Annotated in this window: 15 protein-coding genes and 1 tRNA gene; 6 read left to right on the forward strand and 10 right to left on the reverse strand. The window is 51.0% G+C overall.

What is annotated here, in order from left to right; translation table 11 throughout:
* Positions 1 to 72: 72 nt before the first annotated feature.
* Complete coding sequence (pepA, locus tag ABIC79_RS08385) at positions 73 to 1584, reverse strand: leucyl aminopeptidase (RefSeq protein ID WP_013577146.1); 1512 nt, start codon at positions 1582 to 1584, stop codon at positions 73 to 75.
* 278 nt (positions 1585 to 1862) lie between these two features.
* Here pepA and lptF point away from each other — a divergent pair, with 278 nt between their 5' ends.
* The gene (gene lptF / locus ABIC79_RS08390) at positions 1863 to 2957 is read left to right on the forward strand and encodes an LPS export ABC transporter permease LptF (protein WP_013577145.1); all 1095 of its coding nucleotides are present in this window, start codon (positions 1863 to 1865) and stop codon (positions 2955 to 2957) included.
* Positions 2957 to 4027: an LPS export ABC transporter permease LptG gene (lptG, locus tag ABIC79_RS08395; RefSeq protein ID WP_013577144.1), complete on the forward strand. Its 1071-nt coding sequence runs from the start codon at positions 2957 to 2959 to the stop codon at positions 4025 to 4027. The genes lptF and lptG overlap by 1 nt, the downstream gene beginning before the upstream one ends.
* Before the next feature lie 93 nt (positions 4028 to 4120).
* On the opposite strand, the gene ampH is transcribed toward lptG, so the two are convergent.
* Positions 4121 to 5260: a D-alanyl-D-alanine-carboxypeptidase/endopeptidase AmpH gene (ampH, locus tag ABIC79_RS08400; protein WP_013577143.1), complete on the reverse strand. Its 1140-nt coding sequence runs from the start codon at positions 5258 to 5260 to the stop codon at positions 4121 to 4123.
* A 219-nt stretch (positions 5261 to 5479) separates the two neighbouring features.
* Here ampH and ABIC79_RS08405 point away from each other — a divergent pair.
* Both ABIC79_RS08405 and ABIC79_RS08410 read left to right on the forward strand, forming a co-directional pair.
* Positions 5480 to 5564: transfer RNA gene (locus ABIC79_RS08405), tRNA-Leu, on the forward strand.
* A gap of 145 nt (positions 5565 to 5709) precedes the next feature.
* The gene (locus tag ABIC79_RS08410; protein WP_013577142.1) at positions 5710 to 6630 is read left to right on the forward strand and encodes an alpha/beta hydrolase; all 921 of its coding nucleotides are present in this window, start codon (positions 5710 to 5712) and stop codon (positions 6628 to 6630) included.
* On the opposite strand, the gene ABIC79_RS08415 is transcribed toward ABIC79_RS08410, so the two are convergent.
* Positions 6608 to 6943: a hypothetical protein gene (locus ABIC79_RS08415; RefSeq protein WP_013577141.1), complete on the reverse strand. Its 336-nt coding sequence runs from the start codon at positions 6941 to 6943 to the stop codon at positions 6608 to 6610. The genes ABIC79_RS08410 and ABIC79_RS08415 overlap by 23 nt on opposite strands.
* Positions 6944 to 7571: 628 nt before the next feature.
* On the opposite strand from ABIC79_RS08415, the gene ABIC79_RS08420 reads away from it, so the two are divergent.
* Positions 7572 to 8708, forward strand: a complete 1137-nt coding sequence (locus tag ABIC79_RS08420) for a porin (RefSeq protein WP_013577140.1) — start codon at positions 7572 to 7574, stop codon at positions 8706 to 8708.
* A gap of 66 nt (positions 8709 to 8774) precedes the next feature.
* Here the strand turns inward: ABIC79_RS08420 and ABIC79_RS08425 are convergent, their stop codons facing one another.
* The 5 genes from ABIC79_RS08425 to budA form a co-directional block, all read right to left on the reverse strand.
* Entirely contained in the window at positions 8775 to 8996 is a 222-nt protein-coding gene (locus ABIC79_RS08425) for a hypothetical protein (RefSeq protein WP_013577139.1), read from the reverse strand.
* Between the two features lie 334 nt (positions 8997 to 9330).
* Positions 9331 to 10605 (reverse strand): McrC family protein, encoded by a 1275-nt coding sequence (locus ABIC79_RS08430; protein ID WP_126125188.1) that lies wholly within the window; start codon positions 10603 to 10605, stop codon positions 9331 to 9333.
* Positions 10605 to 12176 carry an MrcB family domain-containing protein gene (locus ABIC79_RS08435; protein ID WP_013577137.1) on the reverse strand — a complete coding sequence of 524 codons (1572 nt, stop codon included), beginning with the start codon at positions 12174 to 12176 and terminating at the stop codon, positions 10605 to 10607. The genes ABIC79_RS08430 and ABIC79_RS08435 overlap by 1 nt, the downstream gene beginning before the upstream one ends.
* A 130-nt stretch (positions 12177 to 12306) precedes the next feature.
* A complete protein-coding gene (gene alsS / locus ABIC79_RS08440; RefSeq protein ID WP_013577136.1) occupies positions 12307 to 13983 on the reverse strand; it encodes an acetolactate synthase AlsS in 1677 nt (558 codons plus the stop codon).
* A 27-nt stretch (positions 13984 to 14010) separates the two neighbouring features.
* Entirely contained in the window at positions 14011 to 14793 is a 783-nt protein-coding gene (gene budA / locus ABIC79_RS08445) for an acetolactate decarboxylase (RefSeq protein WP_013577135.1), read from the reverse strand.
* Positions 14794 to 14897: 104 nt separating this feature from the next.
* Here budA and ABIC79_RS08450 point away from each other — a divergent pair, with 104 nt between their 5' ends.
* Positions 14898 to 15770 (forward strand): LysR family transcriptional regulator, encoded by an 873-nt coding sequence (locus ABIC79_RS08450; RefSeq protein ID WP_013577134.1) that lies wholly within the window; start codon positions 14898 to 14900, stop codon positions 15768 to 15770.
* Position 15771: 1 nt separating this feature from the next.
* Here ABIC79_RS08450 and yfiB read toward each other — a convergent pair whose 3' ends face one another.
* Together yfiB and dgcN are read right to left on the reverse strand one after the other, a co-directional pair.
* On the reverse strand, positions 15772 to 16269 hold the full coding sequence (gene yfiB, locus ABIC79_RS08455) for an outer membrane lipoprotein YfiB (RefSeq protein WP_013577133.1): 498 nt from the start codon (positions 16267 to 16269) through the stop codon (positions 15772 to 15774).
* A gap of 15 nt (positions 16270 to 16284) precedes the next feature.
* Complete coding sequence (gene dgcN, locus ABIC79_RS08460) at positions 16285 to 17565, reverse strand: diguanylate cyclase DgcN/YfiN (protein ID WP_013577132.1); 1281 nt, start codon at positions 17563 to 17565, stop codon at positions 16285 to 16287.
* Position 17566 lies beyond the last annotated feature (1 nt).

Here is a 17566-nt window from a genome sequence, read left to right on the forward strand (position 1 = left end):
GTGCGCCCGCCTGTGGAGGGGCTGGCGAACCAGCCCCTGATAGTGGAGATTATATCTTATTTAGCAGAGGAATCACTCATCGCCATCCAGCCCTGCACGGTTGAGCAGGAACTGTGACAACAGCGCAACCGGACGACCGGTTGCGCCTTTGTTCTTGCCTGAACGCCATGCGGTACCGGCGATATCCAGATGTGCCCAACTGTATTTGCGGGTGAAACGCGACAGGAAGCAACCGGCGGTGATCGCACCACCCGGACGGCCACCGATGTTTGCCATATCCGCAAAGTTAGAATCCAGCTGTTCCTGATATTCATCAGCCAGCGGCAAACGCCATGCACGGTCACCCGCCTGTTCGGACGCGCCGATCAGTTCATGCGCCAGCGGATTGTGATTCGACAGCAAACCGGTGATGTGATGGCCAAGCGCAATCACGCAGGCACCGGTCAGCGTAGCGACGTCAATCACCAGCTCAGGATCGAAACGCTCAACGTAGGTCAGTGCATCGCACAGCACCAGGCGGCCTTCGGCGTCCGTATTCAGCACTTCGACAGTCTGGCCGGACATGGTGGTCAGAATGTCGCCCGGACGGAATGCCTGGCCGCCAGGCATGTTTTCACAGCCTGCCAGCACGCCAATGACGTTCAGTGGCAGATTGAGTTCAGCCACCACACGCATCGCACCGTAAACGGCTGCGGCGCCACACATGTCGTACTTCATTTCATCCATATCCGCGGCGGGCTTAATGGAAATACCGCCGGAATCGAAGGTCAGACCTTTACCCACGAGCACGATAGGCTTAGCGTCCGGGTTAGGATTTCCTTTATATTCCATCACCGACATCAGCGATTCGTTTTTCGAACCCTGACCCACCGCCAGATACGCATTCATTCCCAGCTCTTTCATCTGCTGCTCGCCGATAACGCGGGTCGTGATGTTGGTGCTGAATGCATCTGCCAGCTGACGGGCCTGTGACGCCAGATATGCGGCGTTACAGATGTTCGGGGGCATATTGCCGAGATCTTTCGCGGCTTTAATACCGGCTGACACCGCCAGACCGTGTTGAATGGCGCGCTCACCGCTGGTCAGTTCACGGCGGGTCGGCACGTTGAACACCATTTTACGCAGCGGACGGCGCGGCTCGGTTTTGTTGCTTTTCAACTGATCGAAAGTGTAAAGCGACTCTTTGGAGGTTTCGACCGCCTGACGCACTTTCCAGTAAGTATTACGGCCTTTTACGTGCAGCTCGGTGAGGAAGCAAACGGCTTCCATAGAACCGGTGTCGTTCAGGGTGTTAATGGTTTTCTGGATAACCTGCTTGTACTGGCGCTCATCCAGCTCGCGTTCTTTGCCGCACCCAATCAGCAAAATGCGTTCTGAAAGAATATTCGGTACATGATGCAGTAAGAGGGTCTGGCCCACTTTGCCTTCAAGTTCGCCACGGCGAAGCAGGGCGCTGATGTAGCCATCACTGATTTTATCGAGTTGTTCGGCAATCGGTGACAGGCGGCGAGGTTCGAAAACGCCGACTACAATACAGGCACTGCGTTGTTTTTCCGGGCTACCGCTTTTTACGCTGAACTCCATGCACTCTCCTGAATCTTAAAGACAAGGGCGGGAGGTACGGCTAGAATGAGTCGCCGGAGACACTCTCCCGTCATTGTGTTAACGACCTGTGTTAACCTTAAACGGCGTTAGTTTTTATTTTGGCGGCTATAAGCAAGTTCCTATAGGACACCCCAATTCTCGGTGTTGTAATACTATTTTAGCTGCGAAGGTTGCCATATGATGAGAATAAATGACGGATTAGCGATGAAACTAGCGATTTTCCTTCAAAAAGACAAGTTTTCACAGGCGTATTAAGCGTGATCATCATTAGATATCTGGTTAGGGAAACCTTCAAGAGCCAATTTGCCATTCTGTTCATTTTGCTTCTCATCTTCTTCTGTCAGAAGCTGGTCAGAGTGCTCGGAGCAGCGGTCGATGGCGATATCCCAACAAATTTAGTTCTCTCACTTCTGGGCCTTGGCGTTCCGGAGATGGCGCAGCTTATTCTGCCGCTCAGTCTGTTTCTCGGCCTGCTGATGACGCTCGGTAAACTTTATACCGACAGTGAAATCACGGTCATGCACGCCTGTGGTCTTGGAAAACGGTCACTGGTCATCGCCGCGCTGGTTCTGGCGCTATTTACGTCAGTTTTTGCCGGCGTGAATGCGATCTGGCTCAGCCCGTGGTCGTCGAAACATCAGGATGAAGTGCTGGCGGAGGCGAAAGCCAACCCGAGCATGGCCGCGATGGTCGAAGGCCAGTTCCAGCAAGCCCAGAACGGCAATGCGGTGCTGTTCGTTGGCAGTGTTAAAGGGAAGGAATTCCATAACGTCTTCCTGGCTCAACTGCGGCCGAACGGCAACCAGCGGCCTTCCGTTGTGGTCGCTGATAAAGGACATATGTTGCAGCGTGCGGACGGCTCCCAGCAGGTGATGCTGGATAAAGGCACCCGTTATGAAGGCACTGCGCTGTTGCGTGATTTTCGCGTGACGGATTTCACCGATTATCTGGCGGTTATCGGGCATCAGGCTGTACAGCTTGACCCTAATCAGTCGGATCAGATGACCATGACGCAACTCTGGAATTCCAACGAACCGGAAGCGCGGGCAGAGCTGAACTGGCGTTTAACGCTGATCGTTTCAGTCTTTATTATGGCGTTGCTGGTGGTTCCGCTCAGCGTGGTGAATCCTCGTCAGGGGCGTGTACTCAGTATGCTGCCGGCGATCCTGCTGTATCTGATTTTCTTCCTGCTGCAAACCTCGCTGCGCTCCAACGGTGCCAAAGGTAAGCTGGATCCGATGCTCTGGATGTGGGGAACCAACCTGCTCTACTTTGCACTGGCATTGGTGCTTAATGCATGGGACACCTTGCCGGTTCGCAAGATCCGCGCGCGTCTGAGAGGAGCTGCCTGATGTTTGGCGTATTAGACCGTTACATTGGTCGCACTATTTTCAACACCATCATGATGACGTTGTTCATGCTGGTGTCACTCTCCGGCATCATCAAGTTTGTCGATCAGTTGCGTAAAGTCGGGCAGGGCGGATATTCCGCCGCTGGCGCCGGTTTATACACCCTGCTGAGCGTACCGAAGGATATCGAAATCTTCTTCCCGATGGCAGCGCTGCTGGGCGCATTGCTGGGCCTCGGCACGCTGGCAACACGCAGCGAGCTGGTAGTGATGCAGGCATCCGGTTTCACCCGCATGCAGATTGCCGCCTCCGTGATGAAAACGGCGATTCCGCTGGTGTTGCTGACCATGGCGATTGGTGAATGGGTTGCGCCGCAGGGCGAACAAATGGCGCGTAACTACCGTGCGCAACAGATGTACGGTGGCTCACTGCTTTCCACGCAAAACGGAGTGTGGGCAAAAGACGGTCACGATTTTATCTACATCGAACGCGTGGCGGGTGAAAAAGAGCTGACCGGCGTCAACATCTATCATTTCAATGAAGAGAATAAACTGCAGTCAGTCCGTTACGCGTCATCCGCGACCTTTGATAATGGTGAGTGGAAACTCTCTCAGGTGGATGAATCTGATCTGACGGATCAACTGCAAATCACCGGTTCGCAGACGCTGACCGGCGTATGGAAAACCAACCTGACGCCGGACAAACTCGGTGTGGTTGCGCTCGACCCAGATGCATTGTCGATCAGCGGCCTGCACAACTATGTGAAATACCTGAAGCAGAGCGGGCAGGAAGCAAAACGTTACCAGCTGAATATGTGGAGTAAAATCTTCTCGCCACTGTCGGTTGCGGTGATGATGCTGATGGCGCTGTCGTTCATCTTCGGGCCTTTACGCAGCGTACCGATGGGGGTGCGCGTGGTGACCGGTATTTGCTTCGGTTTTCTGTTCTACGTGCTTGACCAGATATTCGGCCCGTTAAGCCTGGTTTACAGCATTCCGCCGATTCTGGGCGCATTGCTGCCGAGCGGGCTTTTCTTCGTCATCAGCATGTTCTTACTGCTGAAAAAACGCTAAATCCGGCAGTACAGATAAACAAAAAGCAGGCTCTTTTCAGAGGCCTGCTTTTTACATCTGAATTCTGAATTCTGAATATTGAGAACTGAGCCGTCAGATCTCGTTATTACGCACCAGATCGGCCACCAGATTGTTCACGCCATCGCTCATATTTTTAAACTTGGTCAGTTCGCTGCGGGTCACAACCACGAACACGCCTACACCGCGCTGCGGCACCATCGCGACATACGTGATAAAGCCACCACCGCCGCCGGTTTTCTGAATGATACGTGGCAGCAACGGCGTCGGCGCCATCGTTACCCAGCCCATTCCCAGCGAGTCCGCCATTCCCGGTACATCCATTCCTTTGAGCGAGACCAGATCCGTACGCTTGTAGTACATCTTCTGCGCCATATCGGCGGTTGTAGTGCGTTGCCCGAGGAACTGACGCATCCAGCGGCCCATATCGGCAGGCGTGGAATAAAGCCCCCCGCTGCCTGCTGCCGCAATAGTGTTGATACACGGGCTCGGACGCAGACCTTCCATCAGGCGTGAACACTGGCTGGCGTTTGGCGTCAGCGTGGTATCGACCATGCCGAGCGGCTGAGTGATTTGCTCGCGCAGTAACTGGGTATAAGGCTGATTAGCGGCTTTCGATAATGCATCGGACAGCAGGTCAAACGCCAGATTTGAGTAAGAGGCGCGTGCACCCGGCGGCACAGTCAGTTTGGCGACACTCAGCCAGCTCCAGCGATCACTTTTAGTCGGCCAGGTGAAGACGGCACGATGTGCGACACCGCCCGGCTGCTCGCGCGGCAGACCGCTGGTGTGGGTGGCGAGATTCAACAGGGTGATCGGATTTGTGCCGCTGTAAGCAGGAACGCGGGCACCGGCCGGGGCGTATTTACGCAACGGATCGTTAATACTGACTTTGCCCTGCTGCGCCATTTTTACCAGCACTTCACTGGTAATAAGTTTGGTCAGCGAGGCGATACGCACCACAGAGTCTTCACGCGGTCGCACATCGGAACCGGGACGGGTTTCCCCGAAGCTGCGGAAAACCTGCTGATTGTTATCAACGACAACCAGCGCCATTCCCATCGCGCCGCTGCCGTAAAAGATGTGTTCTGCATGGTCATCCACGACCTGCGACGCCAGACGCGCATTCTGCTGCGCGTGGCTCCATAAAGGCGTACTGGCGAAGGCCAGCGCGAGGAGCGAAAGTGAGAGTTTTTTCAACAAGCTGGTATCCATCAACAGGGCAAGATCTATTCGTGATTTGTATACTAATGCGAAGTTTGAGAAACGGCATTGGAAAAACGTGGGTAAACAGAAGATTTTTGTCAGCAAATCCTCACTGAGCTGCGGTGTATGACTGTTTTTTCAACACTTAAACCGAACAAGGCGGGATAACTATTGCGTGACCGGCTGGGCTGGGTATAATGCCCACGTTTTCCGCATACTACTTTCAGTGCCGAAGTGGCGAAATCGGTAGACGCAGTTGATTCAAAATCAACCGCCGCAAGGTGTGCCGGTTCGAGTCCGGCCTTCGGCACCATTAGTATGTAAATTAAGTCACCTGCGGGTGGCTTTTTTTATGTCTAAAATCAGTTCATTTGGGCTTTTTGTGCACTTTCCACCCCCTCTCATGCGATTTACACTGATGTAATAATTACCCGCCCCCCAAATCAGGAAAATTCTTCATGGCACTGGAACCCGCAATCGCCGGGCTTGTTAATGACTTCATCGCTGCAGGTCGCCCGTCGTCGCGCAGTCAGACTTTTGCACAGCGCCGCGCCGGATATATCGCCAGCACGGTTTTAGCGGGTGATATTGAGCCACGTGCAGAAGTTGAGGATGTGGTTATCGACGGCATCTCGTTACGCATCTTCTCTCCGCTGAATGCAGAAGGCGCACTGCCTGCCGTTATCTATTATCACGGTGGATGCTTTGTCAGCGGTGGATTTGCCACACATGAAAATCAGCTGCGTCAGCTTGCTTATTACAGTGGCTGCCGGGTGATTGCGGTTCAGTATCGTTTAGCGCCTGAACATACTTATCCTGCGGCGCATGACGACGCAGAGCTGGCGGCAAATTTTATCTGGCAGAACGCGGAAAGGCTTGGCGTTGAACGCAGCCGGATAACACTCATGGGCGACAGCGCAGGCGGACATCTGGCTCTGATCACCGCGCTGCGCCTGCGAAATACCGGGCAGTGGCTGCCGCATCTGCTGGTACTGATTTACCCGATGCTGGACGCGACGGCAGCATCTGACAGCCACAAGCGCAATGGCGATGATTACGTGCTGACCAGCGACACGCTGCTCAGCGGGTTCGAAGCTTATTATCCGCAAACGGATTTCATGCATCCAGAAGTCAGCCCGTTATGGCGTGATGATTTTTCTGGGTTGCCGCCGGTTCACATCATCACGGCGGAATACGATCCGCTATGCGATGAAGGTGAAGCGCTGTTCTCCCGGCTGACAGAGCAGGGCGTGAATTGCACCGCACAGCGCTATCTGGGGGTGATCCACGGTTTTTTCCAACTCGGTGGAATCAGCCAGACAGCGCGTAATGTGATGCAGGATATCGCCGCGCGTGTCAGTTCATCGGATACACCGTAAGCTTTTTGCTTCTTGCGAGCCCGCTGTTGGCCTGCTCGCATAATTCAAAGAGCACAGGGATCAGGTGAGCGGAAGCTTTCAGATAATCGCTGACCTGCGAAATCCCTTCCGGGAGTAATATCTCGCTGTTCTCCAGTCCTTCGCTTAAGCACAACAGCCCCTGACATAACCCGCCGGCGGATTCTGACGCCAGCGCATTGAGGTCATACAGCTGAGCATCATCAAAGTGACTGAAATCCAGCCCGGCGATAAGCGAGCGAAAGACGGAGATAGAGTTAGTAGTGAACGCGGTGTGGTTATCAGAATCAGTCATACAAGTCATTCCATTGTCAGTGAGTCGAGGCCCCCGGTACTGGCGAGGTGATTGCCGCTGCCAGAGAACTCTATGCCTGTTCGTACGCCAAAGAAATAACCTGTTTATATTTACAGTATTTTGTTGTCAGATCTGGAATGTGTCTCGCAAAATCCGTCCCGGGAATTGGGGATATTCACCACCAGAACGCTATTCATGAGATAAAAATTGAAATGGGTGAATAAATAACAGTGTTTACCGGATATTATTCTGGCGATGTTGAAAACCACTCAAATTAAAATAATGAACGCGGGGGTTGTCACGTAATGTTATTATCACGCTGGCATGATTTACTTATTGATGCTATTTTTCCGATGTAATTGTTATTAAATATTTCAATTCTTGTATTCTTATCGTTTACGATTGATGGATTACTCATCGTATTGATACCTGTTTAATCAATAATACAAATAATGTTTCTGTGAGTTACATTTAAAAACCTGTTTGTTTAATAATTCATCTAAACATATTTTTCTCTTATAGGGAACTTTCTGAATTTTCACTTTGTCCCCCGTCATACCTATGTTAATTATTTATACGCGGCGCAAGACCGCACACACATCACATAAATAATAAAGACAGGGTAATAATGAGAAATTTAAAAGCGTCAATCTTAATTGGAGGCGTCGTGCTGTCGGCATTATCTGCCAGTGCGCAAGCCGAGATTACTGTTTTAGATAAAAATCCTCAAAGTAATGCTTTGCTGGCGCCATTAAGCTTGCAGGTCGGCGGGAGCATCCGCCCAGAGTGGATTTTCAATAACGGCCCGGAACCGGGTTATTATAAAAATGGTCACGATGGCGGCACCCGTTTCCGCTTCCGTGGTGATTATAAACTGACGCAAGACACCTCCGTCATCGCTTACTACGAGCTGGGTGTGGACATGGCGAACCTTCTGGGTATGAATGATCATTATCCGGAAGGCGGTCAGCGTGATACTCAGCGTCAGTTATATGCGGGCTTTAAAGACGATCGTTACGGGACATTAACCTACGGCCACCAGTACGGTATTTATTATTCCGTTGTCGGGATTAAAAGTGACGTCTGGGATAACGATGGTCATGCGGGCGGTACGGGTATTGGTATTAACGGCAGCTACGATGGCGCGAATAAGCCGAAAAGTAGCCTGAAATATACCAACGACTTTGGCCCTGTGACGTTATATGCCAACTATTTATTGCCGGAAGACGAAATTCAGGCGGGCGAGAATCAGCATTATCGCCGCAATAATGGTGGCGGTTTAGGTTTCGATTATAAACTCACCAAAGATTTAGTCTGGAGTGCGGCTTATAGCCTGACTGATGCCACGGTTAAAGATAATCAATATAACGAAAAAGATTATCATCAACAGTTATCTGGTACGGCTTTAACCTGGCAACCAAATAACTGGTACATCGTCGGGACCGGCAGCTATTACAAAGATTTCGTGCCGAGCACACGTGAAAATCCTGTCGATCATTACTTCGCAGGCAGCGGTTACGGTGTGGAAGGTTTCGTCGGTTATACCTTTAATATCGACAAGCCGTTCCTGAAATCTATCCAGCCATACGTTGCAGCCGATTCCCTGCAACTGAAAGGCGGCGAAGAATATCACGCGAACCACGTTTATCTGGGCGCGGGTACCACCATCGGTTACGGTTTGTCTGTTTACGTGGAGCGCACATTAGCGCACACCACAGACGACGAAGCTGACGCCACCTGGGTTACCGTTTTCTACGATTTCTAATTCACATGCCTCGTGGATCATCAGGCCAGCGCATTTGCGCTGGCTTTTTTACGTCTGCAAATCTGCTTAATGCGCCAGTGCTTCCGCGACGTCGATGCTCACCACATCATCCTCGCTAATCGGCATTTCCAGTGTCTGATACAGCACTTCAAGCCGTTCACACAGAATATAGCTCAGCAGATCTTTCGCCTGCGGATTATCCAGCGACACAATGGCATAAGACAACGCACGGCAGTGATCGACGATCTCTTCCAGTTCCAGCGGGGTATTGTCGTAAAGGTTAGGCATGTTGAGTACTCCAGAAAATAGTGAATTTACTACCACTTGAGACGCTAACCTCGTGGTGGTAGCTCAAACAGCGTTAGCGTTACCGGTTTTCTGGATCCGGTGCTTCATGAGAAGCCACTGTCTGAGCCACCATAATTTGGGTGAGAACAGACCGTACCACATTCCCCATTTTTTCATAGGGTTGTCGGTACCAGAAAATGACAGAACGCTAATTCTGACTGCGGATTTTGCCGCAGTGAAGAGAGTTTAATACGTGGGGATTTGTACAGTAAGCGGAATTTTTAGGCAGTTTTGGTTTTTGCGGGATGTCTTGGAAAAGATAGTGTAAGACTGCCTAATTGCATGACTTATCAAATAATTGTAAAAGTTCGTGCTCAACTATGAGCTCTTCATTTTCGATATCGAATGGAATTGCGCTGAGTTTGAGTGTTTCACTAAATGAGAAATCGGCAAGCGGCCGATTAAAAGTAGAGGTGAGGGGGTAGATCAAAAACATGTGACCTTGCCCGCCTAAGTACTTATTCCCATAAGCAAAAAGCTGATAAAAGTCGCTCTGGCTAAGGCCATATTTACTTGCTCTATCACTAGAATTTAAGCGCTTCCACTTTGTATCAAGCAGCCATGTTTTTCCTTCATGTTCGATTAAAATATCGGGTTCTAATCGAAAAAATGAAGATTCTAGATGAGCACAAAGGTATCTACTTCTGGCAGGGGCATGAAGTATGGCATTATTTGGAAGATTTCTTCTAAGCCATTTCACAACGTAACGTTCAAAGAGCTTTTCCATAGGAAAAAGGAGGCTGACGCCGCGCCATTCACCAAGAATTGAGGTAGGCATATGCTCACCTAATACCAGTTCACACCATGGTTTAATATCTTGATAGTCACTCATTAAACGATCGCTTCGCCAAGCACTAAAATCTCGACTAATTGCTGTGCTGACAGTGACTTCATTCAGTAGGGAAAGTAATTCTTGGCTTAGACGCAATGTTCTAGGCTGTTGCGTAGTTTTCGATACCCGCAACAAGGCTAATTTCAAAAGGCGATTTTCTGCACGATCAAAAGTAAAAATGTCATGGCGGATTTGGAATTTATGTTGTTGGCTAGGCGATTGTCTCATCTGCGCTGAAAAGTTAATTTGCCCTTTAAGATAAAACTGCTCTTCATCTAGGCGTTGATAATGAGCACGCAATCCTCTTTTAATCAAAGAGCTGAAGGAATCAACAAATCTCTCCATTACCCATTCGCTAAGAGGTGCATTAAAAAGTTCAAGCGATGCTTCCCCAACATGACGAGTGGGGAGATCGAATGATGCTTCAATCATTTTTCGAAGAAGTCTTCTTGCTTTAATGACGCAATCTTCATCCATAAAGCTTTTAGGCAGAATCTCAATACGCGTACCGCAGGGCGTTTCAATAACGCCCACGTGGTTATCGAGTTTTAACCATGCTCGATCTTCAACTTGTAATAAACCTGTTCCGCCATTGAAGGATGAGGCCAGTCTGCAGAGATAATCAAATGCGCTAACAGAAATTTGAGCACGATCCAAGGTAGGCTCGATGCTTGATGTCGTTAACCTGGCAAATTCTCTAACCGTGATGGCTAACATTACACATTCTTCTCATCAGCTATTTTTTCCAATGCGGAAATTAATCTAGTATCGATGATACCGAGATAGGCTTCAATTTTTGAGAAATTATTATCATTAACTTTGTATGTATTCCCTTTCAGAGGTTCTGTCACCTCGGAGCCAAAGAGGGATTGATCCCACTGAGTAGGTGAAATAAAACAAATATCATCATTTTTTCGATGATCATTGAGGATCCAGCGAATTTTTTGCCAGTCTTCGAAAAAGTACTCTTGCAAAAGAGGTATTACTTGGTCTTTAAAAATAGAAGACAGCTGTTCAAGAGTTGGATTTTTCTTCAGAGGAAGGAAATACGCATGTCCCAAACAATGGTCTGCGTTAAGTAATATTTCTATACGATTATTAATAACAGCAAGCATTTCCCCAACATTAAGGCCTTCGATACGGATATCTGCAAGTAATTCAGGCTGTGGGGGTGTTTCACGAAAAATAAAACGACGACGTAATGCGATATCAAGTCCTGAAAGAGAACGATCAGCGGTATTCATTGTACCGATGATATAAACATTGTTAGGTACACTAAAGGTTTCTTTTGAGTATGGAAGTTTTGTTACCAATTCTTCATCCTCTCCTTTGCGCTTTGATGTTTCAATGAGAGTAATAAGCTCTCCAAAAATACGTGAAACATTCCCTCGATTAATCTCATCAATGATTAATACAAATTTTTTAGAAGGAGACGTCATAGCATCGGTGCATATTTTCTTGAATATCCCCGGTTCAACATGGTATTCAAGTTGTTTGCTTACGCCAATCGAAGGACGTAAGCCTTCCACAAAATCTTCATAAGAAAAACTTTGATGGAAGGTTACAAAATTAATAAATCCGTCCTCACAAAGTTTCTCAAACCGTTTTTTAAGTACTGTTCTATTGAACTGATTAGTTTCATAGTAATCTTTGTCTAAAATACTGAGTGCAGTGTTCACGGTTGCGTAAGTTTTACCCGTTCCAGGAGGACCATAGAGAATCTGATTTAACATTATATTGTCCTCTGAAACGGTGGTAATGGGAGTACTTTCAACTGCTCCTTCACTTTCTAATATCACTTGGTAGTCTTGTAGGACTTTACCTAAGTCATGATAAAGAATTGTATCAAAAGATGGAGAGTTAACTATCTTGGAGGCATTTTCATAGACTGTCGCGACATAAGAGGAACCATAGCGTTTAAAAGGAAAACCCTTTTCTTGCATATGTAAAGATACCGTTTTATTTTGCAGTATAGAATTTTGCCATTTATTTTTCGGTGGTTTGGTTTCGCTTATTCCATAACTCAACACTAAATGGTCGTCAGTTTTATAATAAAGGAATACTGGATAAATTCCGTCTGAAACCTCCTGACCCTCACCCAAGAAAGCTATCCAAGGAACCTGGGCAATATTACCTTGTCCGAAGCTTACCTTTAATTTATAAGAGCAAACTTTATCGGAGTACAGACCCTTAGTTTTTAGCTCATCTGTTTGCGCTTGTTTAATAAATCTTCGAACTTCGTCAGCGAATCCAGTTTCTTTTAATAAATTTTCGAAATCTGTGCTCATTTGTTGGCACCACTGTTAAGTCAAAATTTAGACCAGTAATTTATAGTAATGCCACCAATTTACATGTTCCGGTTACGTTTTTTCAATCTTTAAGGCGCATTTCTGCGCCTTATCTAGTAAACCCCACCCTCTAAAAAATCCTCCCCATCTCCAGTTGCCCCATCAGCAGCGCGTTATCGCTGTAATCCACCGGGACGGCGACGACGGCGGGGCCTTGTACGTCCATGGCGGCGCGCAGGGTGCTTTCCAGCGTTTCGGCGGAGGTGACGGCAAACCCTTTGGCGCCGAAGGCGTCGGCGTAGGCTTTGAAATCAATCGGGCCGAACTGTATGCCGGAGGTGCGATGGTATTTTTTCTCTTCCTGAATCGCCACCATGTTGTAGGCCTCATCGACCCAGATGATGTGCAGCAGGTTGACGCCGAGGCGTACGGCGGTTTCCAGTTCCATGCTTGATTGCATAAAGCCGCCGTCGCCGGATACGGAAACCACTTTGCGGCTGGGATCGACCAGCGCAGCGCCAATCGCCCACGGCAGCGCGACACCCATGGTTTGTTGGCCGTTGGAAATCAGCACCTGACGCGCACGGAAGCTGTAAAGGTAACGGGCGATCCAGATGTGAAAACTGCCCATATCAACGCACAGGGTGACGTCGCTGTTGACGATGTCCTGCATCGCGCGCACCAGACGCAGCGGATGGATGGCAAACTTGTTCAGGCTGCGGCCTTTCTGGGCCAGCAGTTCGCGCTGCTGTCGGCGATCGTCGAGGATAGCAATAGCAGAAGCACTCAGATCGATGCGCTGCGGGATCTGCTCTGTCAGCAGATCCAGTGTGTCGGCGATATCGCCCACCAGTTCGACGTCCGGCAGATAGTCGCTGTCGGTTTCGGCGGGCATCACGTCGATGTGGACCAGTTCGGCGCTGCCGTTGCTCCATTGCACCGGTTCATACTCGACCGGGCTGTAACCGATGGTGATGACCAGATCTGCGTTACGCAGCAGGCGGTCACCGGCCTGATTGTTGAACAGACCGACGCGACCGGCGAAGCGATGGAACGAAGCCTGATCGATAACGCCTGCCGCCTGATAGGTGCTGGTGACCGGCAGATCGCTTTTATGCAGCAGACGACGGATCGCCTCGGCATTGCGCGGCTGGCTGGCCATCAGGCCGAGCAGCAGGACCGGATTTTTGGCCTGTTTCAGTAATTGTGCGACCTGCAATATCGCGTCGTGCGGCGCGCTGCCCAGTACCGGCGGTTGCGAGGTCAGGAGTTTGCCGCTGGCCGGTTCATTGACGATATCCATCGGCAGGCTGATAAATGCTGCACCCGGACGCCCGAACTCGGCGGCGCGAAAACCATTCGCCAGCACTTCGGCCAGGGCTGAGGACGAGGTGACTTCGGCGGAATACTTGGTGACCGGGCGGAACATCGCGACGGTGTCCATGGTCTGGTGCACCTGTTTAACGTGGTCGGCGCGTTTCACCGCGCCCCCTAAAGCCACCAGCGGATCGCCTTCGGAGGTCGCGGTGGCAACGCCAGTGATCAGGTTCGAACAACCGGGGCCGGAGGTGACCAGCGCGACGCCCGCTTTCCCGGTCAGGCGGCCGACGGCACCGGCCATAAAGGCGGCGTTGGCTTCGTGACGCACCGGAATGGTTTTGATGCGGGAATCGACCAGCGAATCGAAAACACGATCGATTTTTGCGCCGGGAATGCCGAACACGTGTTTGACACCCTGTGCTTCAAGCTGCGCGACGACCAGATCCGCACCGCATTTCCATTCGCTTTGGCTGTCTGAATTTTTCATGGCTTTATTCCTTTTGTCTGCGGACTGTTAACTTTCAACGGACTGAATCGCATCATTTAAATCGTCAGGGCATAAGTTGGCGTGCAGGAAATCGCTGTCCTGCGGAAAGTCGATCAACAGCTTCTCGACCGTGCCGAAAGTCAGCACGCCGCGCTCAACCTGGTAATCCAGCACATGGCCGCCGCTGCTGCGTGTCTGATTGATGAAATGTTCGTGATAGCCCGCCACGTTGATGCCCTGCATATACGCAGGTGTCAGAAAGCCAATCAGCACGCCCTGGCTGTTTTCAATATGAAATGTTGGCTGCGCTTCGATGGCTTCGAGCATCGGTTTATAAGGGCGGTGCTGTTCCGGTACGGTGCGAGTCTCGACGCGGCTGAACTCACCATCAATGCGCAATGCGCAGAAGGTGTTCTGGCTGGCGACGGCGTTATCAATTACGGCGTGGATTTGTTCACGGCTGTGCGGGCGGTCAATCACGTATTCATTAGTCGGGTTAAAGAATGTCATGACGGCGAAGGGCGTTTTTTGTTCAGGAAGGGCGCGCCGGGCGCTGCCGTCGCCACGCAACTGGAAGATATTACTGTTGAATGCGATCAGTTCGCCGTCGAGATGGTTAAAGGTGCCGAGGCCAAAATCGCCGTGTTTCAGCAGGTCTGCCATCGTGGTGTCGCCTTCATAGACGCCGCTCAGCAAGGCGCTCATCAGTGACGACTGATAAAGCACGCGGTCAGGATGCTGATGTTTAAACGCTGTCGCCGTGCGGGCAATATCGGCGACGCAGGAACAGGACTCAGAATGGCTTTTCATGCAGGGGGTCTCCGTCGAATAATTAACTTTGCTAACTAAAAGGTTGACCCCATTCCGTCCTGAGTTCCAATATAAGGAGGTGTTTACTTTGAGACGTTTTTGATATGGAACTTCGTCATCTGCGTTATTTTGTCGCGGTAGCCGAGGCGGGCCATTTCACCCGTGCTGCCGAACTCCTGGGAATATCCCAGCCTCCCCTGAGCCAGCAAATCCAGCGGCTCGAACATGAAATCGGAACCCCTTTACTCAAGCGTCTGACCCGTGGCGTTGAGCTGACCGAAGCCGGAAAAGTGCTGTATGACGACGCACAAACCATCATCAAACTGACCGATGCCGCCTTTGAACGTACCCGTGCGGTGGCACGCGGCCTGAACGGTACGCTGCGCATCGGTTTTGCCACCTCAACGGCCTTCAATCCGCAGGTGTTTGAGCTGCTGCATCGCTTCCGTGACAAGTACCCGGGCATGGTGCTGGAGCCGCAGGAAAAAGATATGGCGGGGCTGATGACCGCGATGAGCGAGGGCGCGCTGGATGCGGCGTTTATCCGTCTGCCTTGCGAGCGCAGCAAGGAGTTCAGTTATAAGGTGCTGGATATTGAGGAAATGATGGTGGCGTTGCCGAAGAAGCATCCGCTCAGTCAGGGGAAAGAAGTCCGGCTGGCAGCGCTGCGCCACGACACGCTGATCACCTTTCCCCGCGATTTATCGCCGGGGCTTTATGATGCCGTGACACAGGCGTGTAAAGAGGCGGGATTTTCGCCGCGCTACGGGCAGCAGTGTCCGCAAATTACCTCGGCGCTGAGTATGGTGGCGACAGGATTTGGTTACGCGCTGGTGCCGGCGTCGCTAAGTAAAATTGATGAAACCAATGTGCGCTGTCTGCCCCTGGCAGGGCAGACATTAACGACGCAGATCGCGCTCGCCTGGCGCAGAACGGATAACTGCAAGGCGGCGCTGCATATGGTGGGGTTGTTGTAAGTTACACCACAATAATCACAGACACGCGACGGTTCTGGGCGCGTCCGGCCTGGGTTTTATTGCTGGCGACCGGCTGGCTCTGCCCTAATCCGCGGGTATGGATATTGGCGCGTGGCATTCCGGCATCGGCAAAGGCGGCGGCAACCGTGTTGGCGCGGCGCAGAGACAGATCGTTGTTGTAACCGGCGTCGCCGTAGTTGTCGGTATGGCCGTCGAGATTGACTTTATTCAGCCCGACATGCAGCAGTTCACTGGCCAGTTTTTCCACCGACTGCTTACTTTCTGTCGAAAGCGTCGCCTGATTATTGCCAAACAGCACTTTGGCATCCAGCCCGAGTTCCCAGCCTTCGGCTGTCTGTGAGAAGCCGTTTTTTTGCAGTACGGCGATCTGTTCCGGCGTTAATCCCGCCGGTTTGGTCTGACAGGCGGCCAGCAGCAGAATGCACAGCCCCATTGCGGCGAACTGAAACCAGGTCTTGAAAGTGTTGCAGGTATTCATTGTCATTAATTCCTTTTAGTCTTTCATCACGACAGGAAGCGGCATGCCTGAAGAAACATGCCAGCAACTGCCGGAAATTTTTTTCGAGCGGTACATGGCCTCATCGGCCTTATCCAGTAACTCTTTCGCGTTAGTGGCCTGAGAAGGCGACAGCGCGATACCGATACTGAGAGAAACATCCAGCGTCTTGTTATTGAGCAGGATGACAGGGGTTTTCATGATTTCAACAATGCGTTCGGCAAAAGCCACGGCCTCTGCGGTGGAAACCATCGGTTCAAGCAAGATGGCAAATTCATCACCGCCCAGACGCGCCAGCACATCGCCTTTTCGCAGTGTTTTCGCCAGCCGTTCACCAATCACCATCAGCACGCGGTCCCCGGCAGCATGACCGAGTGAGTCATTGATCTCTTTAAAGTTATCGACATCAATAAACAGCAACGCCAGTGAAAGCGCCGGGCGCATCGGGTTAAAGCATTGATTAAGCGTATCAATGAAAAACGCGCGATTATGCAGGCCGGTCAATCCATCATGCAATGCTTTTTGGGTCAGTGAGACGTTCTCGTTGCGCATATGGTTTTCCCAGGCTTCCAGCTCCGTCAGCAGGCTGTTGAAGTCCTGGCTCAGCGTGTGCAGCTCGGCAATCGGCGCAGAAGGGACACGCAGGCTGAACGAACGGTTAGCGCTGACGTCATGAGTGACGCGCGTAATGTGGCCGAGAGCATCGACAATACCTTTTTGCATCCGGCGGGAAAAATACAGCGCCACCAGCGCCGTCAGTACCAGACAGCCGATCAGGCTAAGCACCGTTTCCAGCAGGAAACCCGCCAGGGTTCCGCCATTACCGGCGAGCCAGACGGTACCGATGAGCGAACCGGAATGGTTCACCGGCATCGTGACAGGCTCCGGGAAAGCCAGGTGGCCGACGAACTGCCCGAGCTTGTCCCAGTTGCTGTTCACCGGCCGCTGCCATTCCGTGAACGTTGCACCGGCGGGGGTCAGAATTTTAGCCTGCGTGAAATCGCCGCGTTTAGCGATGAACTCCAGCGACTCGTGCGCGGCGGCAGGATCATTAAACACCAGCGCCGCTTCGGTGGTGTAGCTGATAGCGCGTGCGGTCAGTTGCAGATTATTTTCGGCATGCGAACGCAGGGCGATCAGGGCCAGCAAGATCAGTAAAAAACCGGCAAGGCCAATCGCGGTCAAAATCACAATCACATGGATTCTGTTCAGTGCGGCGCTCAGCGTCGGGCGCTGGCGCGGCTGTTCTGTGTCAGGAACAGGAATTTTATTTTCCATG

This window comes from Rahnella sp. 2050 (assembly GCF_040544515.1).
In the GTDB taxonomy this organism is placed as follows: Bacteria; Pseudomonadota; Gammaproteobacteria; order Enterobacterales; family Enterobacteriaceae; genus Rahnella; species Rahnella aceris.